At 39.7% G+C, this 22,096-nt stretch carries 19 protein-coding genes; 11 read left to right on the top strand and 8 right to left on the bottom strand.

Annotated elements, in window-relative coordinates; all coding sequences use genetic code 11:
* Positions 1-88 precede the first annotated feature (88 nt).
* Both OO184_RS03475 and OO184_RS03480 read left to right on the top strand, forming a co-directional pair.
* Positions 89-874: a cupin-like domain-containing protein gene (locus tag OO184_RS03475; RefSeq protein WP_265377990.1), complete on the top strand. Its 786-nt coding sequence runs from the start codon at positions 89-91 to the stop codon at positions 872-874.
* 38 nt (positions 875-912) lie between these two features.
* Positions 913-1,080 (top strand): hypothetical protein, encoded by a 168-nt coding sequence (locus tag OO184_RS03480; RefSeq protein WP_265377991.1) that lies wholly within the window; start codon positions 913-915, stop codon positions 1,078-1,080.
* A gap of 80 nt (positions 1,081-1,160) precedes the next feature.
* Here the strand turns inward: OO184_RS03480 and OO184_RS03485 are convergent, their stop codons facing one another.
* Positions 1,161-2,204 (bottom strand): hypothetical protein, encoded by a 1,044-nt coding sequence (locus OO184_RS03485; RefSeq protein ID WP_312023681.1) that lies wholly within the window; start codon positions 2,202-2,204, stop codon positions 1,161-1,163.
* Positions 2,205-2,391: 187 nt separating this feature from the next.
* A complete protein-coding gene (locus OO184_RS03490; RefSeq protein ID WP_265377993.1) occupies positions 2,392-2,793 on the bottom strand; it encodes a hypothetical protein in 402 nt (133 codons plus the stop codon).
* Between the two features lie 566 nt (positions 2,794-3,359).
* Here OO184_RS03490 and OO184_RS03495 point away from each other — a divergent pair.
* The 3 genes from OO184_RS03495 (at position 3,360) to OO184_RS03505 (ending at position 6,473) form a co-directional block, all read left to right on the top strand.
* Positions 3,360-3,623 carry a hypothetical protein gene (locus OO184_RS03495; RefSeq protein ID WP_265377994.1) on the top strand — a complete coding sequence of 88 codons (264 nt, stop codon included), beginning with the start codon at positions 3,360-3,362 and terminating at the stop codon, positions 3,621-3,623.
* A 64-nt stretch (positions 3,624-3,687) separates the two neighbouring features.
* A complete protein-coding gene (locus OO184_RS03500; protein WP_265377995.1) occupies positions 3,688-4,224 on the top strand; it encodes a DUF2946 domain-containing protein in 537 nt (178 codons plus the stop codon).
* A gap of 155 nt (positions 4,225-4,379) precedes the next feature.
* On the top strand, positions 4,380-6,473 hold the full coding sequence (locus OO184_RS03505; protein ID WP_265377996.1) for a TonB-dependent copper receptor: 2,094 nt from the start codon (positions 4,380-4,382) through the stop codon (positions 6,471-6,473).
* A gap of 63 nt (positions 6,474-6,536) precedes the next feature.
* On the opposite strand, the gene OO184_RS03510 is transcribed toward OO184_RS03505, so the two are convergent.
* From OO184_RS03510 to OO184_RS03520, 3 genes are all read right to left on the bottom strand, one after another.
* A complete protein-coding gene (locus OO184_RS03510) occupies positions 6,537-7,331 on the bottom strand; it encodes a glycoside hydrolase family 16 protein (protein WP_265377997.1) in 795 nt (264 codons plus the stop codon).
* Positions 7,332-7,698: 367 nt separating this feature from the next.
* A complete protein-coding gene (locus OO184_RS03515; RefSeq protein ID WP_265377998.1) occupies positions 7,699-8,973 on the bottom strand; it encodes a bifunctional O-acetylhomoserine aminocarboxypropyltransferase/cysteine synthase in 1,275 nt (424 codons plus the stop codon).
* A gap of 15 nt (positions 8,974-8,988) precedes the next feature.
* A complete protein-coding gene (locus OO184_RS03520; protein ID WP_265377999.1) occupies positions 8,989-9,132 on the bottom strand; it encodes a hypothetical protein in 144 nt (47 codons plus the stop codon).
* Between the two features lie 395 nt (positions 9,133-9,527).
* Here OO184_RS03520 and OO184_RS03525 point away from each other — a divergent pair, with 395 nt between their 5' ends.
* From OO184_RS03525 to OO184_RS03545, 5 genes are all read left to right on the top strand, one after another.
* The gene (locus OO184_RS03525) at positions 9,528-10,889 is read left to right on the top strand and encodes an MATE family efflux transporter (RefSeq protein WP_265378000.1); all 1,362 of its coding nucleotides are present in this window, start codon (positions 9,528-9,530) and stop codon (positions 10,887-10,889) included.
* Positions 10,890-11,654: 765 nt separating this feature from the next.
* A complete protein-coding gene (locus OO184_RS03530; protein ID WP_265378001.1) occupies positions 11,655-12,401 on the top strand; it encodes a Slam-dependent surface lipoprotein in 747 nt (248 codons plus the stop codon).
* A gap of 95 nt (positions 12,402-12,496) precedes the next feature.
* Complete coding sequence (locus OO184_RS03535) at positions 12,497-13,984, top strand: surface lipoprotein assembly modifier (RefSeq protein ID WP_265378002.1); 1,488 nt, start codon at positions 12,497-12,499, stop codon at positions 13,982-13,984.
* A gap of 52 nt (positions 13,985-14,036) precedes the next feature.
* On the top strand, positions 14,037-17,033 hold the full coding sequence (locus tag OO184_RS03540; protein ID WP_265378003.1) for a TonB-dependent receptor domain-containing protein: 2,997 nt from the start codon (positions 14,037-14,039) through the stop codon (positions 17,031-17,033).
* Between the two features lie 81 nt (positions 17,034-17,114).
* Positions 17,115-17,900, top strand: a complete 786-nt coding sequence (locus OO184_RS03545; RefSeq protein WP_265378004.1) for an energy transducer TonB — start codon at positions 17,115-17,117, stop codon at positions 17,898-17,900.
* Between the two features lie 66 nt (positions 17,901-17,966).
* Here OO184_RS03545 and OO184_RS03550 read toward each other — a convergent pair whose 3' ends face one another.
* Complete coding sequence (locus OO184_RS03550) at positions 17,967-18,422, bottom strand: GNAT family N-acetyltransferase (protein ID WP_265378005.1); 456 nt, start codon at positions 18,420-18,422, stop codon at positions 17,967-17,969.
* A gap of 427 nt (positions 18,423-18,849) precedes the next feature.
* Between OO184_RS03550 and OO184_RS03555 the strand changes: the two genes are divergently transcribed.
* A complete protein-coding gene (locus OO184_RS03555) occupies positions 18,850-20,799 on the top strand; it encodes an autotransporter outer membrane beta-barrel domain-containing protein (RefSeq protein WP_265378006.1) in 1,950 nt (649 codons plus the stop codon).
* Positions 20,800-20,916: 117 nt separating this feature from the next.
* On the opposite strand, the gene OO184_RS03560 is transcribed toward OO184_RS03555, so the two are convergent.
* Together OO184_RS03560 and OO184_RS03565 are read right to left on the bottom strand one after the other, a co-directional pair.
* On the bottom strand, positions 20,917-21,372 hold the full coding sequence (locus OO184_RS03560; RefSeq protein WP_265378007.1) for a GNAT family N-acetyltransferase: 456 nt from the start codon (positions 21,370-21,372) through the stop codon (positions 20,917-20,919).
* Between the two features lie 205 nt (positions 21,373-21,577).
* Positions 21,578-21,853, bottom strand: coding sequence for a FaeA/PapI family transcriptional regulator (locus tag OO184_RS03565; RefSeq protein WP_049582811.1), 276 nt, complete (start codon positions 21,851-21,853; stop codon positions 21,578-21,580).
* Between the last annotated feature and the right edge of the window lie 243 nt (positions 21,854-22,096).

The raw sequence follows: 22,096 nt of genomic DNA on the forward strand, positions 1-22,096 counted from the left end.
GTTATCGAAAATACTATTTATTCTTTGGAACTATATAAATATGATGGATTTTTCTAATTCTGGATGTCAGAAATGTGTAGAGTTCACCATGCCATCCATAGAGGATGTGTTTACTTGTATGCTGGATAGAGTCCCTTTTATTATTCGAGGAGGGGCTGAACAGTGGGTAGCAAGAACGAAGTGGACATGGGACTATTTTCAGCAAAAATTTGGTCATCACCTGATAAAAGTATTTCGATCATCAAATAATAAAGATAATAAATATATGTCTCTTGGTGACTATATTGATTATATAAAAGATGTGGAAGAACCCGATCCTTATTATGCTTCTGCGTGGCAGTTTTCGCTCTATTTTAAAGAATTGGTGAGTGATTATGAGGTCCCTGACTATTTTTCCTGCTTGATTCGTAAGCATGTTGCTGACGATATTTTGCATAATGAAGCCGCATTACTATTACTTCGCTGGATTTATATGGGGCCTAAAAACAGTGGTTCTCGTTTGCATTTGGACATTGCTTCTACTCACGCCTGGAATGCGGTTATTAGTGGTCGAAAAGAGTGGGTATTTTATGGGCCGGAAGAAGCAGCGAAAATAGGTTATGGCAAAGTTGATGCTTTTAACCCTGATCTGGCCTTATATCCCGATTTCACTCAGGCGCAGGGTATTCATTGTATACAGAATCCTGGTGATATTGTTTTCACCCCTTGTACACACTATCACCAAGTTAAAAATTTGGCGTCAGGAATTTCAATCACTGAAAATTTTATTAATGACACGAACTTGGAGCTTGTTAAGAACGCCATAACTAACGACGATGATATATCACCTGAACAGGCGAGTTTTATTCGGATATTGATTCCTGAATTAAGTTAATTGTCGGAAATAACGGGGCAGTTAATGGTAGTAATAAGGTGAAAAAATACCTTGGGGCTAACGTAAATGGCGTTTTTAGCGCCGATTATCATAGTCAGGCGACTTGGCCCCGTCGGCTGACTTATTGGATTGAAGCAGGTTGTTCTACTTTGCAAAAATGGGTAGCTTTATATTGCATTAAAAAAACGATGGTCGAGACACTCTAATATGTGGCTACGACCATGATGTAGTATAGAAAACTCAGCATATCAAGGAGCTGCTGTGCTTAACTCAGCTAATGAAATGGCTATTTCACTAGGTAGAGTGGGTATTTTGTTGGATAGGAATCGTATTCAGATGACGGTACCATCTTAATGGATGATTTATTACCTCTGATTATCTTTATTCCATTTACTGGCCATTTAGCGGAATCAAGAAGAAATGCGGCCGGTTGTCCAGTTGTACCAATAGCGGGAGCGCCGATTTTTAATGACGCGCCATAGGGAATGGCATGGAAAATCTCAGGTGTAACTTCAACGAAGTTCTTAGTTAAGAGCTGAATTGACCGAATTGACTCAGTTTGAAAACGCGTTCCAGATACAACAAATGTTAAAGGTAAACCGGCTGCTTTAATTCCATAACCTTCGTAGATGCTCGCGATTTGACTGGGAAGCAGACTTTCACAGTTCATTCCAGCACTGACGTCGATACCAATATGTGCCAAGTTTGTAGGCGACCTACTTGGGAAATTACGTGCGGTCGCATTGATAACATCCATTGGCAGTGTACCGCACTGTCCGGTGCTTGAGACAACTGAGTGCTTATCAGGTCTTGATACAATACCGGGACCTTCTACAGTAGAGGTGCTTAATTGGACGTCGTTGTAGATTTTCGTGGAGAAGTCTGGAGGATAAAAGCTTAAAGATAGCCTGGAGCCATCATTGTGGGCCACGATCCATGCATTGAGCGCATCAGAAAATTGCATATCGACGCTTACCCAATAGTTTTGCTGGTATCCGGTGTGATTCTCTTCCGTTTTTGTGACGAAGCCATTAGGAGTAAGTTCTTCCACTTCACTTTGAAAGGTTGGATCGGGAGATCTTAAGACATATTGCCCTCCGCCACCGTAAATTTTATCTAGGGAATCTGCTCCGGTCGTATCGGTGTACATAAGGTAAAACATACCATTGAGATAGGATATGGATGGTTGTCCTGCCCCATAAGGATTTCCATCTAGCTTCTTGTTAGCGGGTAAGATTATCGGATTACCATTATTTGCACGTGTCCAGTTAATTCCGTCAGTACTTGTTGCGAGGCCAACTTTTGTTATGCCTCCAGCATCAACACGCACGCTGTCCCACCCACCATAATACATATAATATGTACCGTTAACCCGTATGACAGAGGGATCGCAAGTGTGGACTTTATCGAATGCGTTTGCTTCCTTGTTAGGGGAAAAAACGATCTGATGGGGGTCCCTGCCTCCACGTGCGTGGAAAGGGCCATCAAGAGATGAAGATTCGGCATAGAAAATATGGTCACCGGGATGAGTGCGATCGGAGCCGCACCACCACATCCGATATACCCCGTCCAACATCACGGAAGGTGCATAGTTGTATACCCCCCCCCTTAACTACAGGACCGATAGAAGTCCGAATATTTGATGTTGTTAAAGGTATCTCTGTTTGTGCTAATGATGGAGGAGCTAATAATAATCCGCAGAGAGTAGCTAAGCTTAAGGCGACCAATGAAATATTTCGATAAATCACACGCAAATGTTGAGACAGCAATCCGCAATAATACAAGGTATAAACTAAAGCATCATTTAATGTGGATCTGCGATTATTTACCAGAGCCGGCATTTTAAATGCATAGTTATTGATGTTTAATTGCTTGATGATGCCCCAAATTTTGGGGGCTTTTTTGGTACACAAAGTCACAATTTTCTCCAGAGTTGTAAGTTTAAGTAACGGAGCGAAAAAAGTTCTTAGCAAAACCTCCCTCAAATATGCTCCTAAAAAGATGTAATGGCTGGTAACCAGCATTCGTTGCACTAAATTCAGTCGGTGATTGGTAATTTAACCTGCTATGCAAGCGTGCTTTTGTTAGTACGTTGCTATTCGAACAGTTCTTGTGCTGATCTTCTGGTGTGCCTTATACGGGCATCTTCTTACCAATGTCGCTATAACAAAATACTGCCTATCAGCGCTGATGTAGTACAGTAATCTACTGTCATAAGTTGTTATTAAAGATAAATTTTTTGTATTTTTATCCTGTCAGTGTCAAACTATTAGAGTTAAATAAGTCAGTATGAAAAATCTAACAGTTGTTATTTGTTTTTCGGTCAATATCTGTTCATAACAAAAAATGTTACATAAATCACATAAAAATATCAATTAGTTTATTTTTGAGACTATTTTTAATTGAACAATCAAAAAATTTCGGTTTGAGGCTGGATGCTCTTATTCCGCTTTATCGGTGTTGTATTTCAGCCATAGAAAACGCGATGTTCACAACCGCAAAAAGTTGCATGACTCAAGGCTTTTCTAATGAGTGTTTTTTGTGGAGGATAGAAAAATGCGGCTGTAATACGAAGGTCTATGGGTTATATGGTAAGAATCAATGTGGAAACGGTATTGCTAAGAATGTCGCTATTGTGACAGGTGGGATTTTTGGTATTTTTGGTCGAATGAGTGAAAAAACTCCTGCTAACGTTGGAAAAACAATAAATTGTGTCGCCGAGGCGACATTCCTGCATAAAGTGTTTTAACATTTGGTCGTTAAATACGTACAATCCCGTCCCTGAATGTGTTCTCTACAGAAATAGGCTTAGTTTGTCACTGATCCGGTTTTATACATCGCGGAGTCGTCTGCCAGCTTGGCTCGGCATATTCGCGATACTGATGTTGTTCATTGCGCCAGTGATTTCCCGGTCACTGGAACATGCGCGCAGCATTAGTGAGGCTCATTCATCGAAAGTGGTCGATTGCCATAGGGTTATGTCATCTGACGATGATATGCCTCGGAATATGTCTCATTCTGACGTTTCTTCCGCATCACATGTTACTAAATCATATGTTACTAAATCACATGTTACTAAATCACATAGTACTAAGTTATATAGTACCAGCCATCATGATGGCATGCAGATGGGTATGCATGCTGGCGGTGGTATGTCGATGTTGGAGGATATTGCCTGTGGGTACTGCGTTTTTCTGATTCATGTACCTATATTGGATTTGGCGAATACACCGCTATTTTGGTCAACTTCGCTGACGTCACGGCCACCACCGATTCAAACTGTAGCTTCCTTTCTGCCGCATTTCATCTTTGCTGATTCGTTGCCTCGCGCTCCGCCTGAACAGATCTAATCTTATTGGTTTAAACATAATTGCAACGCTTTGTCCTGCAACTTGTTGAGTCAGGAAAAGTTTGCTCATACCAAAAACGATTTGGTTGAATTCTATAACGTATTCCGCTTTTGATAGAAATATCACTTTGGAAGGTGGATTCACATTAAGGCAAGATGATGTTCGAAAAAAATTCTTCTCATAAAAAAAATATGCTATCCCTTTGTATCCGTTCGGCAATGCCGCTTTTTCTGCTAGCGACTTTTAATGGCTATGCGGCTGAAACCGCATCGGATGCGCACGACCATGTAAAAGGTTCAAAAACCAATGATGGGGATGTAATTACCGTAACCGCGCCTTTGTACTCTCCTTTGGCGATTGTCACTTCGCCAAAAACGCCTCGTCAGCCAGTTCCGGCAAGTGACGGTTCTGATTATTTAAAAACCATACCCGGATTTTCCCAAATCCGTAATGGCGGCACCAATGGCGATCCCGTATTTCGGGGTATGTTTGGTTCAAGAATTAAACTCCTGACTGATGGCGCAGAAATGTTAGGAGCGTGTCCCGGCAGAATGGATGCCCCTTCATCTTATATTTCGCCAGAAAGTTATGATCTGCTGACAGTCATTAAAGGGCCTCAGACGGTGTTGTGGGGGGCTGGCGCTTCGGCAGGGACCATAAGGTTTGAACGTGAACATCCTCGATTTGATCAACCGGGAGTCAAATTCAATGCCAGTGGACTGACGGGTTCAAATGACCGTTGGGATGGCAATGTTGATGCTAGTGTTGGTAGTGAATTGGGATATTTACGTTTAATGGCGAATAAATCCCGCTCAAATGACTACAAAGATGGCGGTGGGTATCGTGTCCCTTCACGTTGGGATAAATGGAATAGTGATCTGGCATTGGGATGGACACCGGATAAAGACACATTGCTCGAACTGACCGTGGGTAAAGGTGATGGAGAGGCCCGTTATGCCGGACGCAGTATGGACGGTTCACAATTCAAACGTGAAAGTCTTGGCGTGCGTTTTGAGAAATCTCACATTGGTGAAGTGCTTGATAAGGTTGAAGCTCAAGTTTATTACAACTATACCAACCATATTATGGACAATATAACCTTGCGTTCTCCGAATAGCGCTATGTCGATGGGAATGTCATCTTCGGGTTGTAAACATGGATGTGGCATGCACATGAATATGAATCACGGTATGTCTATGCAACTGGATCGTCGCGTTGTCGGGGGACGAGTTATGGGCACCTGGCTATGGCAAGACTTCAAATTGGAAAGTGGCGCGGATACACAAACCAATACTCACCGTAATAAAGCAGGTAGTAGATGGCAAAAGGATGCGCAATTCTATAACTATGGTCTATTTAGTGAGCTAACTTGGTATGCTACGGAACAGAGCGAATTGATAACCGGCGCCCGTCTTGATCGCAGCCGAGTAAAGAAATTTGCTGGTAATAGTGAAAAAGAGCGTAATGATACTTTACCGAGTGGTTTTATGCGGTTAGAGCATACACTGGCGGATATGCCAATGATGTTTTATGTCGGTATTGGTTATACCGAACGTTTCCCTGACTATTGGGAACTGTTCTCGCCTAAATATGGTCCGGCGGGGAGTGCCAGTGCTTTTGATGGGGTAAAAAGTGAGAAAACCACTCAGCTTGATATTGGCGCTCAATATACCGGGGAGCGTTTTAATGGTTGGGTATCCGCCTATCTGGGGCGTGTAAATGATTTCATTTTATTTAGATATAGCCCGACAAACGCCCGTATTAGCCAGGCGGATAACGTTAATGCCAATATCATGGGGGGAGAAATGGGCTTTGGTTATCAATTGACAGATCATTGGAAAACGGATGCCAGCCTTGCCTATGCTTGGGGAGAAAACAGGACGGATAACAAGCCGATGCCTCAGATTCCACCTTTGGAAGCCCGTTTCGGATTGACCTATGAACGTGGTGATTGGAGCAGCACCGGCTTGTGGCGATTGGTAAGCAGCCAGCATCGGATTGCTGTGGGGCAAGGCAATGTCGTGGGTAAAGATTTTCAAGATAGTCCCGGTTTCGGCGTGCTTTCTGCCAACATGGCCTATAAGGTTAATAAAAATGTAAAAATTAGCGCGGGTATCGACAATATTTTGGATAAAGAATACAGCGAACATCTTAACCTTGCCGGTAATAGCACCTTTGGTTATTCATCGAATACTTCGGTGAATGAACCCGGCCGGACGGTGTGGGCGAAAGTAGATGTAAAATTCTAATGAGAAAATGGCGTCCAATTAATTGGGCGCCAATTATTTGTTTATCCTTTTCCTGATTAATGACTATTTCTGATTACCGATATACGGATAAACTTTTACATAATCGACATCGAATGTTGCGGTTGTTTTATTTATCGGGCCATAACCTTGCACTGGATAACTACGCGGTACTTCAGAACTTAAAATAATGTATTCTTCTGCGATTGAAATAGGAACTTGATCTAACCCCGACAGAGTTTGAGCAATATCATCAATATAAAATGTATAGCCATTTGGAGTCCATGCCACAGCAAATTTGTGGAATTGACCATCAGTCAATTTACTGGTAGATGATCTCTTTGACCACTCCTTATGAGCGCTGCCATAACCATTCCAGTGAATAGCGTGATCATATTGATCCTGTGTCGCTTCGGCTAAATGTTCAAATACATCAATTTCGACACCTGATTTTTCTGGATTTGTTAAATCGAGACCCATTGTCGGTGACTGTATCCAAAATGCAACTTGATTACCTTCTGCACGATTAAATCTGATAGCGGCTTCCCAATAGCCATATGATTGTAGAAAACTTTTTTGTGTTGAAATCATGCCGCAATAATTTTGTAACTTGCCAGAAGAACTATCGGAATAGGTTTTTATGGTTAAATGACCATTTTGTACGATAACCGCTGATGGAGTATTAATACAATTTTTTCTGACGCCCAGACCACGGTGATCCCATTTTTGGGTATTAAGCGTAACGCCATCGAAATTATCTTCAAATGAGGGAGTAGAGCTAAATTCATTGGGGATTTTTGCTAGAGCATACCCACTGAACAATGTGCTTAATAACAACGTGTAGGTTAGCTTAATTTTCATCTATTTTCCTTGTATGTTTGACGTGAATAATTGTTATTTATTCGATAGCTATTACTGATTTCTATTCGAGCCATTGAACCTTATGGATATCAATCTAAAAAATGAGTGCTATTGGTTCCCCTTTTTTGTAGCAGAGATATGAATTACTTTATCGAATATTAGCGACGGGGTTACCGATTTAATTTATTACCCCTATTATTTTCGTTTTATTCATTCAATATGGTATTAATATTGGTTGATAAAAATGAAAGGGAATTAAAGTTGACAATATGAGTTGGGAAAAATAATTGAGATAGATAGAATAAAAACAGTGAATATCGATGAATAGAACCCCGTTCGTCAGAACGGGGTATATGACAAATCTAAATTATTTCGATGCATCCAGCGCTTGAGCAAGATCGGCAATAATATCGTCGATATGTTCAATGCCGATTGACAAGCGAATCATATCCTGTGATACGCCGGCTTTAATTAACTCTTCATCATTTAATTGGCTATGCGTTGTTGACGCTGGATGACAAGCAAGTGATTTAGCGTCGCCAATATTAACCAAGCGCACAATCAATTTTAGTGCATCAATAAATCGCGCGCCGGATTGCTTCCCGCCTTTAATACCGAAGGAAAGGATAGCTGATGGTTTCCCATTCATATAATGTTGAGCTAATTCATGTTCTGGATGATCTGGCAGCCCTGCATATTTCACCCAACTAACTTGAGGATGATCTTGCAAATAATGAGCGACTTTCAGCGCATTTTCAGTATGACGTTCCATTCTTAATGCCAGTGTTTCCAATCCTTGCAGGATAAGGAAAGCATTAAAAGGCGACAGTGACGCTCCCATATTACGTAGCGGTATAACACGGCAGTGTCCGACAAATGCAGCTTTGCCGAATTGCTCGGTATAAACGACATTATGATAGGAGGGATCTGGGGTAGTTAATATAGCAAACCGTTGCTGATATTTTTTCCAGGGGAAATTGCCGGAATCCACAATGATGCCGCCAATAGAATTACCATGTCCTCCCATATACTTGGTTAAAGAGTGAATAACAATGTCAGCGCCGTGCTCGAAGGGGCGACAAAGAGCAGGAGTGGCGACAGTATTATCAACAATTAAAGGGACGCCATGACGATGAGCGACTTCGGCAAATTTTTTCAGATCAACAATATTACCTGCCGGATTACCAATAGATTCACAAAATACCGCCTTGGTATTGTCATCAATCAATGATTCCAATGCTGCGATATCATCATGTTCAGCAAACCGTGTCTCAATTCCGAATCGCGGCAATGTGTGAGCTAACAGGTTATGAGTGCCGCCATATAACTTAGCAACAGATATAATGTTATCTCCAACGCTGGCAATAGATTGAATCGCGCAGGTGACGGCAGCCATGCCAGATGCAACCGCCAAAGCAGCGATTCCTCCTTCAAGTAGAGCAACCCGTTTTTCTAATACATCATTAGTTGGGTTCATAATGCGGGAGTAGATGTTGCCTTCAACCTTTAAATCAAATAGGTCGGCGCCGTGTTGGGTATCGTCAAACGCATAGGATGTCGTTTGATAAATAGGAACAGCAACGGCTTTGGTGGTTGGATCAGGGGAATATCCGCCGTGGATAGCAAGAGTTTCTGGTTTCATTTTCGATCTCTTTTTTTACGGTAAAATGACATATATCTTTGATGAATAGGTGTAATCGGCTTTTGTTAAATCCATAGCCGCTCGCAATTGCTCATAAGGAACTTGATTTATATCTCTTTTTGATTGATGAACTATTAGAATAGATATCTGTGTAGACATGATATTTCCGCTAATTCTTTATTGATTAAAGAAATAATTTGAAAAAGTTACTAATTATTTGCTTTAGCTATGTTAGTATTATTATTTTTTTAATAATGTGGATGTTATCACAAAATACTTCAATAATTTCAGCCAAGTAACATTAACTATTAAAATAGAAAATGGGAACAAAATACTTAAATAAATATTCAATCTTTTATAAAGATCACAAAAATTGCTGTGAAATAGTTAGTTCTCGTTAGATTGCTTTAATTTATTTATTCGTTGTTGCCTGAGCGAAAATAGAAGGTATACTCGTCACTCTCACTTTTTCAGGCTTTTTTAAATGATTTTGGTCGTAATTTATTGTTAGTATTATCAATATTGGCACTAACCAATAAATTAATAGGATTCTTATGGCTACGTTTTCAAATCGGCGGGAGTTAAAACAACTTTTATTTTTCTCTTTCCCTATCATTGTTAGTCAGATAGCACGTACAGCAATGAGTTTTGTTGATATTGTGATGTCTGGTCACTATGCTACGGCTGATTTAGCAGCGGTAACATTAGGCAGTAGTATTTGGTTTCCTATATTTGTATTGGGATATGGGATGATTATCATGCTGGCAGCAGATGTCGCTAAGCAGAAAGCGCAACATGATGACGAAGGGATTAGAGACAGTCTTAAAAATTACTTGTTTCTGGCGGTGATACTTTCGATACCAATAATTCTTTTATTAATGTTAGTTAGCTGGCTACTTTCGTTCATCGGTATTGATGAGCATATTTTAAAAATTACCCAGGGTTATGTTATTGCTCTGGCTTGTGGTGTTCCTAGTGTTATGATATTTAATGTTTTTCGTTCCTTTCTACAAGGATTGGAAGACACAAAAATCGCAATGTATTTGTCTGCGGCTTCTTTATTATTGAATATACCATTAAATTACATCTTCATTTATGGGAAACTGGGTTTGCCAGCAATGGGCGGCATTGGCGCGGGTATTACAACTGCAATTATTAATAATCTAATTGCTGTATGCTTGATTATCTATTTTCTCCTAAAGAAGGAATATCGTCGCTATAGGCCAGATTTTAGTTTGCCGAAATATAATGCTTTGATGAAGACTTTTTATATTAGCATGCCAAGTGGATTGGCTCTTTTTGTTGAAATGGTTTTTCTCGATGTGATTGCGATAACCGCGGCTCCTTTAGGTGCTCAAGTCATTGCCGCGCATAATATTATGCTTAATATTACCTCGATCATCTATACCATAACTGGGGGGATTGCCGCCGCGGTGACTGTGAAAGTCGGTTCCTATATTGGGAAGGGAGATAGAACATCGTTAATCGGCACTATAAGGATCTCAATTGCTTTAATTTTATCTATTTCCGCAGTTATTGGCGTTTTAATCTACTATTTCGCCGGTTCATTTATTTCACTCTATACGAACGATAATGGAGTTATAATAATTGCGCTTAACATCATTTTTCTGTTATGTCTGTTCCAATTCTTTGACTCTTGTCAGGCGGCTTTATCCGGTATTTTACGGGGTTTTCATGATACTCGATCGGTATTTTACGCGCCGTTATTCGGTTATTGGCTGGTGGGTTTGCCATTAGGGTTTGTTTTGGCTTTGACAGACTGGGTAACCGAGAGGATGGGAATTATAGGGTTTTGGTATGGGTTGGTTTTGGGGCTTTTTGTGAATGCTATTTTGCTGTTTATCATATTAAAGGTTAGACAGAGAGGTATGATTTCTCAAATAATTTCATATTAGCCTAATAACTATCATATTTGCATAAATTCCCTGTCGAAAGGTAGGGGATTTTTCTGAATTTATTTAAATAACTTAATTAAACTCTTTAATATTAGAGCTAAAATAGTATCAATGTTATCATTTTACTATTTATTTTATAAAAAATCATAGTTAATGAAAATTTACTCTCTAAAACTGTGGTTATTTAATTTTTCGTCAATGAAAAATGATATTTAGTTAGATTTTAAGTCATGTTGGTAATATTTTTATTTTAGTGAATTTAATAATTGATATATTAGATGTTATGCTCGGAATAAATATATTTATATCTGGGGAAATAATTTTTCCTATTTAAATCATTTAGATGAAATATATGTTTTTGATTTTTATTTGTAATTGTTAAATATTTCTTAATTAATTCTAAATAACTAATTTCCAATCATATAGTTGTCATATAAATAATGACATTGTAATTAATTTAATATTGAAATAATTTCTTATTTATACATCTATATGTATTGATATTTTTACACTCATTATTGGGTGATTCATCTAAGATTATATCCATTATTATATTAAGGTTATGGTAAATATTTATTTAATAATTAAATAGTTAGCTGAATTAATTGCCATGCTATACAAATAGATACGATTATTTTATGATAATGATTATCATTTCATTTTTTATTAAAAGTACGTTAATATGCGCGCCAGTCTTCGGACGGTACTAAAACTATGTAATAAGCAATACTCTAACATTTAATTAGTTAACATAAGGAATATGCTATGAACAAAGTTAAAGTGTTAATTGCAGTATTAGGTACATGTGGATTAGTAACACAGGCAATGGCTGCACCTGGATTTGGGCAAACTCAAGAGTTTGATGCGAATAAACCTAGCATTAATGTAGGTGTGACTAAACAGGGTGGTTCTGGTCATGGAAGTCCTGGGGGGGAACCGGGAGTTGGGGTACATTCCATTGCTGGTGGTCAAATTGTTAGCTTTTCAGGGCTTACCCGTTATGCCGCAGCGGATGCAAATGGAATTCACAAAATTTCTATGCCGGGATCAGGTAGCCATAGTGGGATGGGGGTGTTCAATTTCAGTAAAGTGGCTAATGCTGATGTTTATTTTGGTGAATGGTCACAAAAAGGCACGGTAGATGATACTACTCATACCGCCTATTATTCCGGTAAAGATGTGACCACTAATTTGCCTACTGGTGGTATTGCAACTTATACGGTTAAAGGAATTAACCAATATAGTGGCAGCAATGCCCTACATGGAACATTTACTGCTGATTTCGGTCAGAAAAGGCTTACTGGTTCAATAGCAAATAGTGCATTGACCGTTGGTATTAATTCTAGGATTAGAACAGATGGTTCATTTGCGGGTAGGGCGACTGCTGGAAATGTTGTCGGGACAAACAGCGGCCATTTCTTTGGTGATAATGCAGCTAGTTTAGCAGGGACTGCTACGTTTGCTTCGGATCATAGCAAAGATACTGCTTTTGGCGGAACTAAGAATCCATAATATGAGTTTGTAATGACTGGATAAGACAAAGTTCATATTGGCTTTGTCTTATTTTTGTTTATTTTTGGCTCGACAATTAAGCAGTGATATTAACGATGCTAAATATCCCAATTGTTCGTTTTACTTTACTCATTAGCTGTTTGTTTATAAAGCCATCTTTGGTGCTGGCAGATGAAGATACCGGTAGAAGATTGTGGCATAACGTACAGCGAAATTTGCAGAATCAAGAAGAAGCGCTTGTCACAGATGAAACTGTAAATAAAAAGACGGATCATTTATCGATAGTACTTAATGGTCAAACGTTTAGTGTTGAAAATAATGTGAATGATATTGGTCAGGCGCTCTATTTAGCTATTAATCATCAACAAGTACAGGATGTTAAGCGCTTTTTGTTGATATACCAGAAGTTACCTGGACATGATACTCAATTGGTCCATTTTGCTCAGGGGAATTTGGCGCGTTTACAAGGTGACTTAGTAGCAGCAGAACAGCATTATCAGGCTATCTTGCAGCAACAACCTGATTTTATCCGTGCTAAATTAGAGTTAGCCAGGGTCTATTATGAGAATCAAAAAAATAGTGAAGCCAGTTTACTATTTAATGAAATTTCAGCGGCTAGTCGCGATAATGAAAATAAATTACCACCGGCAGTCATTAAGAATATAACTAATTATCAAGAGGCAATTAATTTGCGCAATGCTTGGCGTGGATCTTTTTCCGTGGGATATATCTTTAACGATAACACGAATATGTCGCCGGATAAGCCTCCTGTTTGCACATTCTATCGTGAAAATGGTGAGTGCGTAGTTGAACGTAATTTGCCTATGGCAAAGAAAGCAAATGGTATAAGTTATGATGCTACGTTGCGTAAGATATATCCGCTGAGTGGTCACCACGGTGTCTTTCTGCGTTCGATGACTTATGGGGAAAGTTATCGTCATCATAGTGAAGAGAATGAAAATACCACTTCTGCTTATTCGGGCTATAGCTATAAAGCGCAAAAAGATGATTTCCTATTGGGGCCAGTTGTTGAGTTTAATTATGTTGGTAATCATTCCCGTTATCGTACTACAGGAGTGAAAACCGAATGGATGCATATTCTATCTAAAAATCTGGCATTGAATTTGGAAGGTGAATATAAGCAGTTTCGTTATCATAAACTTTATAATCATAATGACGGTAATATGGCCTCTGTTTATGCTACCTTATCTTATTATTTAACTGATCAAACCATTACCTTTGCGGGGGGGGATTGGGTTAATAAAACCAGTGTTGAAAAAGCGGATGATTATCAGCAAAAAGGTGTGCGAGCAGGCATTTCCACTCAATTGTATCCGGGAATTAATGCAGTGGTATTTACTGCATTGCGCCAGCGGCAATTTGGTGATTACAGCGTACCTCTAAATGCACGTCGTAAAGATAATGAACAATTCTATGCGGCAATTGTGAGTATGCCTAAATTTGAGGTTTTCGGTTTAACTCCAGTAATTACTTATCGATTTAGAAAAAATAGTAGTAATGTTGATTGGCTCTATTCCTATAATAAGAATGAAGTGTTAGTCAAGTTTGAAAAGTATTTTTGATACTGATTGAAGTAATAAGTTATTTCAATTCACACTATGGCAGATAATGATTATGTATAAATTGAATAATAAATATAGCAAAATAACATTCATGCTGGCATTGGCCTACAGTATGATGCCTTATCGTTCTGAGGCAGAAACACTAATAGCCCCGGCTCAGTCATCTAAACAGCCCGCTGAGAATAAGGCTGACCTCGGTAAAATTAACGTTTCAGCGACCAGCGAAAAAGATGAGGCAGGTTATGATGCGGTTTATGATAAAGATATTACTAATATTTACTTGGGTAAGGATTTGGTAGAACGCTATAAGGGCGCTTCACCGGCGGATGTTTTAAAAAGCGCAGTCGGCGTATTTAGCGGTGATTCGAGAAACAGTGGCGCATTAGATCCTAATATTCGTGGTATTCAGGGGCAGGGACGGGTGCCTGTTACCATTGACGGTACTGAGCAGGCAATTACCACCTGGCGTGGTTATAACGGTGCGAATAATCGTAACTATATTGATCCTAACCTGATTAGCAGCATTGAAATAGAAAAAGGCCCGTCACTGACACGTGGAGTGAAAGGTTCGATCGGTGGAGCGGTAATGATCAAAACCTTGGGTATTGATGATGTAGTACCAGTAGATGAACGATTTGGTATTAACTTGAAATTGGAAACCAGCAGTAATGCTGTTAAGGAACGAGTACCACATCTGGAATTAGGACAAGATTATCGGGATATTCCCGGTTTTAATCAGGGATTTAATTATGTTGATCCTGCGTTAGAAATTACGCCGAAAACTTCAAAAGATAATAAATTATTGGGCCTAAAAGATAATGCGATACGTCTGGCGCTAGGTACCCGGCAGGAATATTTTGATTTAATGGCAGCTTATAGTTATCGCAGTAAAGGAAACTATTTTGCCGGCAAGGGTGGTGCTCATCGTTATGATGCTCCCATTAGTAAAGAGGATATAGAGATCCTTGATGGCGGTACCCGGTCGTATGATCCTTATCTGCCTTTTGTGGCACGTATATATCGCCCTGGAAATGAAGTGCCTAATACCTCCAGTGAAATGGAATCTTGGTTGCTTAAAAATAACTGGTATCTGGCTAATCAACAGACGATTGGGCTTGGTATCCGTGATACTAAAACGATTTACGGGGAGATTATGCCTTCGCGGATTGGTTGGGTTCGGGCTGAAAGTAACGTTGTACCACAGTGGCCGTTGGCGAATGTACATCAGCAGGCATTTAATCTGGATTATAAGTGGAAACCTGATGGAAATAAGTGGGTTGATTTTGATATGAAATTTTGGATTACCCGTACTATCAGCGATACTAATACTGCCGGGGGATATCCACGTGAACCGCGAGAGCGGGATGCCGTTTGGGATGTAAATGGTAAGGAAAGAGATCCAAATAAAGATGGTCGCCTGGTAGATACTGCTGCTACCAATACCCATAATAACCGTTGGGGTGTTGATCTTTCTAATGCTTTCCAATTGACCTCAAGTTTAGATTTAACCTTGTCAGCTAGCCTACAACAGGAACGTTTAGGTTCCCATGATGATTATAAAGGGAAGAATTTTTCTAATTTTCGATCGCCACCAAGAAAAGGACGCCGCCAAGAGAATAATATTGCTTTTAATTTTGATTGGCGGCCTACTTCATGGTTGGCATTAAGTGCCGGCGCTAGGCGGGTAAGTTATTGGTCTAAGGATGATTTTTTAAATGAACGTTTGGCTGCCCGTGATATTGGTTATAGTAAGCATGAAAAATTGGTTGGCCAAGGGTTGCAATATATGAGAACACTTACCGACCGGGAAGCTGAACTATATAAAAAGTTTGATGAATGCTTTGAGTGTCTGACTGATGATGAATTTGACGAATATAGCGATAAAAAATTTACAAGTTCAAAAGCACGAGATTCAATTCTTCGCCCTATGGTGCCGGTAGATGTGCTTTGGAAATATCATGATGATGGTAAGTTATATAAACAAGATAATCCCTATTTTAATGGGAAACTTGATATGAACGAACGCGTTATTGATCCTGTGACGAATAAAGAAGTGTATAAATATGAATACAGTACTGCTCAACAGAATAGTAGCTATATTGATGACTCTGGAGAAATATTAAATAATAGTGATAAGGGAGTTTATAAAGCGAAAAGTGAACAGGAGCGCTGGTCTAAACAACCTAAACGTAAAGATCATGCTTGGGCGCCGGTATTTTCCGCAACGGCTTATATCTCTGATCATGCACGTATCTATACCCGTTATGCTGAAGCAGTACGTATGCCAAGTATTTTTGAGGATACCGTTGGCTTTTCCTCCGGTTTGACTGATAAACCTACTCGTGCCTTTAAACCTGAACGTAGTAAAACAGTGGAAGTGGGTTATGTGCATGATTTAAGTCAGTTATTGGGTGCGGAGCGTAATGCGGATATTAGATTCGCTTATTACAATACCATTATTGAGCATGTTTTTGATCGTGACAGTAACTTTGTATTTACTCAGTTAGATAAACAGAAATTATCCGGTTTAGAACTACAGGGACGTTATGATAACGGTAGTTTCTTTACCCATTTTGGTCTATCTTATAATCTTAAAAATAAAGTTTGTGATAAAACTGCATCGCTTATGTTAGATCCAAGAAACCAATTTGGTGTTCCTGAATGTATTGATGGCGGTTTTCCCGGTGGTTTTTTAAGGACAACTATTCCTCCTCGTTATTCTCTTAATCTGAATATTGGCGGCCGGTTATTGGATGAAAATTTAGAAATCGGTAGTAGAGTGTTATACCACAGTAGTGTGGAGAATAAGGATGAAAAATGGTTAATGAAAAAAATGCCCGGCGTTTATAAAGGAATAAATAATAATCCGATGCGCTGGAATTCGGTAATGACTGTAGATGCTTATATTAATTATCAGGTTACACCAGATGTGGTTGTTGAATTATCTGGCACCAACTTAACCGATCGCTATTATCTGGACCCGTTAACACGTTCCATGATGCCAGCGCCTGGTAGGACGTTTAAGCTTAGTGTCACCAGTCGGTTCTGACTCTTTAAAGGAGATTTGCCGGTTGCGGTTAAGAGCGCTGGCAATCTCCACAGATAACGAACGGAAAGATGGCTTGAAGTTATGATGAGAAATCGTTTTTATATTGGTTTGTTTGCTTCTTTACTGTTACATGCGGGTCTTGTTGGATTTATGGCGCGGCATTTACTGCGTGATGACAGTGCGAATAATCAATCAGTGAATTCGCCAATAATTAGCATGTCAATAGAAATGGTTGCTTCGGCAGCACCGGCCGGACAGGAACAACCTGTGGAACCGGAACCTATTCCTCCCCCGTTACCGCCAGAGATAGTGGTAGCGGAATCACCACATGAGGCAAAAATAGTACTTAATAAGCCAGCGGATAAGCCACGGAAACAGGAACGCCCGAAGCCACCGCCAGAAAAGCATGTGGATGCTAAACCGAAGAGTAAACCTCAGCCACAGAAAAAACCGACAGAAGGGCCTCAACAAAAACAGGCAGAGCAAACGGAAGGCAACTCTCAGTTAGCGGGGAGAGATGCAGTGGATTCACAAGCTGGCGCCCGTCAGGCGACGACCAGTCAACCGATGACGGGCGTGGGAGCTGATGAGTTACAAAGCTATCAGGCTGCCTTGCGTCGTGAAATTGAAAAACATAAACGCTATCCGCGTCGGGCTAAGAAGATGAAACAACAGGGGATAGTTCAGGTCAGGTTTAGCTTGCTGGATAGCGGCGATTTGACGAATCACCAATTAGTGCAGAGTTCAGGCGCTGATGAATTGGATCGTGCTGCCCTTGCGGCGATCCAACAAGCTCGGTCAGTTGGGCTGAAACCGGCTGGTTTGCCGAGGGAGCTTACTTTAGCAATAGAATTTAATTTGAAATAAATAAGGGCTTGGGCAGCGAAGATACTATTGCTGCCCTGATAATAGTGGCGTCATATGAGGGGGAAGTTAGATCGTTTTGGCGTTCGGCCGTTCAATTCGCATATGTAATAACGGAAATGGATTACCTTGACCATCAATTTCTGATCGACTGAAAACTTTGAATCCTTGGTGCTGATAGAACCCCACTCCTTGAATATTTTGTTCATTAACATCAAGTTCATTGATACCTAATTCGCTAATAGCAAAATTCAGCAGCGCTTTGCCGATACCTTTACCACGGGAATTTGGTGAGATAAACAGCATTTCAACCCGATGTTGATCAACGCTAATAAAACCCCCAATTTCATGTTTGTCATTTATCGCTTTATAAACAGTCAGCGCCGGTAAATAGGTATGCAGAATTAATGGGCGTAGTTGATTAATATGTTCGTCAGATAAAAAGTCATGTGTTGTTCGTACTGAGGCTTCCCAGATTTCTATCAGCTTATTGAAATCGGCCTTTATTGCTTGCTGAATTCTCATATTTATTCTTCTTAATCTTTTATTTCTCTAAACCGATGATGAATTAACACTATCACGTTTGTTGTGATGGATCGCTTCAGATATTACTTAAAGCTATCCATTATTCCTATCAGAATCTTATTCTGTCTGTTTTGTGATCTATTGCATGAAACAAAGAAGAGAATGAAATCAATTTGGTCTAATATTACTTTTTATAGATAGTTGAATTTTAACCAATTTGGTTAGTTGAACAATCAAACAACACTAAACATTAAAACCTAAAAAAACAATGCGGGATTCTCTCTGTTACTAACTATAATGAGGTATTGGTTAATCAGGAAAGGGATTGCGTCATATCTCATTAACGTGGTTTCTATTTAGATTGATCATTTCAATTGAACAGCTAGTTCAATGATAAATATAAAATAACTTCTTGAGGATCATATTAATGAAAAGGGCATTTATATTTACACCAGGCATGTTAGCACTTTCGATAAGTGCAATTTCGAATGCGCACACTTATGACCATCTATATGTTTTTGGTGATAGTTTGAGTGACAGTGGAAATGGAGGTCGATATACGATCAATGGTACAACCAGTAAGTTGTATAATGATCTTATCGCTCAACATTTAGGGACTGAACTGATTCCTTTCAATAAAGGTGGGACTAATTACGCAGTGGGTGGATCGACTGCTGTTCCTGATTTGAACAAAGCTAACAATACTCAAAATCAAGTAGATAATTATTTGGCAAGCCACGGTAATCGTGCTGATCCTAATGGTATGTATGTTCACTGGATTGGCGGTAATGATCTTAAAGCTGTCATGTTAGGGGGCGATCCGAAAATTGTTAAAAATAGCGCTATGCAAGCCTCAGCACAAGTGCATAAACTTCTTGATGCGGGAGCTGGGATCGTTATTGTACCTACTGTTCCTGATCTCGGTAAAACACCAATGATTATGAAATCTGTCGTCTCTGAAGGACTCAAGAAGATCCCGATTTCTCTTACTCCTGACCAGATTACGGAATTAAAGGATATGGTTCGTGCGGGCGCTAATGCATATCCAACGATAAATGAAGATACTCGCTTTCAAGTTATCGAAGGTATCTTTGAAACGCTTGCGGCTAGGGCTTCAAATGGAGATGCTAAAAAAGCGGAAGAATATAAGCGACTATTACTTGATAGTTATAACGAAACAAGCAGTAAAGCCTCAGGCTTGGTTGACAAGTACAATAAATCAGAAGATATCGAACTTAGCAAGAAGAGCGGCAATATTGTTCGAGTTGATGTTAATGCGCTTTTGCATGAAGTCATTGAAAATCCTTTACGTTACGGTTTTTCCAATACTTTAGGCTATGCTTGTGTTCGGGATACGGAGGCTAATTCCTGTAGTTCTGATGATCCCGGTTTTGATGCCAGTAAATCCTTTTTGTTCTCTGATGATTTTCATCCAACGCCGGCCGCACAGCGTCTGGTCGGCGAGTCTGCTATTTCAATCCTTAATGCTCCACATCAGGTTATGTCACTGACGAATACCAACAATGTGCCGGTGAAGGGTGCGCTTGCCTCTCTTGACAACCGTTTGCAACAGCTACGAAGCGTAGGTAATGACCAAGGTAAAATAGGTGTATTCGGTGGTTATAGTGGTAATCACAACAGTACACTGACACTGGGTAGTGACTATCAGCTCACGGATAATATTCTGTTGGGGGGAATGATTTCTCGTTATAAGGATAAGCACTCAGTTAATCATTTCCGCGCTGATGGTCGTGGTTATGTCTTCACCACTTATGGCTTATGGCGTTACTACGATAAGGGTTGGATTAGCGGCGATCTTCACTATTTGGACATGAAATATGAAGACATTACGCGCGGTATCATGCTCAATGAGTGGCTACGCGAGGAGCATGCTTCGACTTCCGGTCATCAGTGGGGCGGACGCATTACCGCGGGTTGGGATATTCCGCTGACATCTACAGTTATGACCAGCCCGATTATCCAATATGCTTGGGATAAGAGCTATGTTAAAGGTTATCGTGAATCTGGTAAGAGTAGCACGGCTATGCATTTCGGCGATCAACGTTACGATTCTCAGGTCGGAACATTAGGCTGGCGTCTGGACACCAATTTTAGTCGTTTTAACCCTTATGCTGAAGTTCGGTTTAACCACCAATTCGGCGATAGGCGTTATCAGATTAGTAGCGCCATTAACTCAACTGAGACATCTTTCGTTAGTAAAAGCCAAAAGCAGGACACCAACTGGCGTGAATACATTATCGGCATGAATGCTGCTATTACAAAAGATTGGGGCGCTTTTGCGTCAATATCACGCAATGATGGTGATGTTCAGAATCACACTTATGCTTTCAGCTTAGGTGTTAACGCCAGTTTCTAATTTCTGGTTAAAAGATACAAGTTGATAAAATAGTAGCTTCCTGCTCATTGCGATAGTGTGGTTATTATCTTAGTAATGCCCGACAAAGTGATCGGGCATTTTTTCGTGATGATTGCCTCATATTTTAGGTTGTTTATAAATATCTGGTCGGACAATTTGCCAAACAAAGTTTTCTTCGTTTACCGGGGAATAACCCATTTTTTCATACAGCCACGGCGCCATAGAAGTGACCAGCATAATATGACGAAGCTGTGCTATTTGGGGATGTTCCAGGCAACATGTCATTAGCCAGCGTCCTAATCCCAATCCTCGATAATCATCCAAAATAAAAACATCACTAAGATAACCAAAGGTTGTGAAGTCAGTCACGATACGAGCAAATCCTATTTGCTGAGTATTTTTATACAGACCAAAGTTCAAGCTATTGTCGATCGACAACTTAACTGTCTCTTTGTCGATTCCTTCCGCCCAAATGGATTTCGTTAAAAACTGCTGTATGATCGTAATATCTAATTTATTCTTATCTGTAGTGACAACATATCCATCTTTTTCCCAACGATGCAATTTTTCCATTCTGGCTTCCTCTGAAATAAAATGATAATAATTGATTATGATATCTCTGCGCTTGAACGCGTTGTTGAGGCTTTTGTAATGGAAAGAATATAGCGATTTGAATGAATAACACCATAGGGCCGTATGTTGTCTCTTCAAGTTTTCGACTATATAGACAGGCCCTACTGTACAGAGCAGACATCCATTTCTTCAAATTTTCTTGACATTAGATAGACTTAATTTTGTCTTCCGGTATATACCATCGAAGAGAATTCTTAATGGGAGATGGAGTTACCATAACCAATCCTTTGTTAGCCAGTTTCAATAACAAATAACGCGCTTTGTAGATGGTAAAATCGCATTGTTCTGCTACATCACGCGTGCTAGGCCATGATTCTGGTGGAGGAGCCGCTTGCATTTTCCGAATGGTACATAATTCGGATATGACATTGAGTATTTGATCCGTTTGAGAAGGTTGAATTGAATCTTTCCGGTTTTCCATATTAACTCCAGGCTTTATTGAACCCAGTTGGATATCTTGAATAATTCGGATAATCCAACGGTTAATTTCAACACATGAGGGCAATTTGAATGTCCTATTCAGTCATAAAGAATTACCGGGTATATCCTGTTTTGTCAAGGTTGGTTTTTGTACGATGCAGATCAATTATATCGAAAAATTGAAATTTTAGATCTTTTAATTTGAAAAACAAACTGCATAAAGTGTTTTATACTTATATAGATA

Origin of the sequence: Photorhabdus aballayi, from assembly GCF_026153155.1 — a bacterium.
Taxonomy (GTDB): domain Bacteria; phylum Pseudomonadota; class Gammaproteobacteria; order Enterobacterales; family Enterobacteriaceae; genus Photorhabdus; species Photorhabdus luminescens.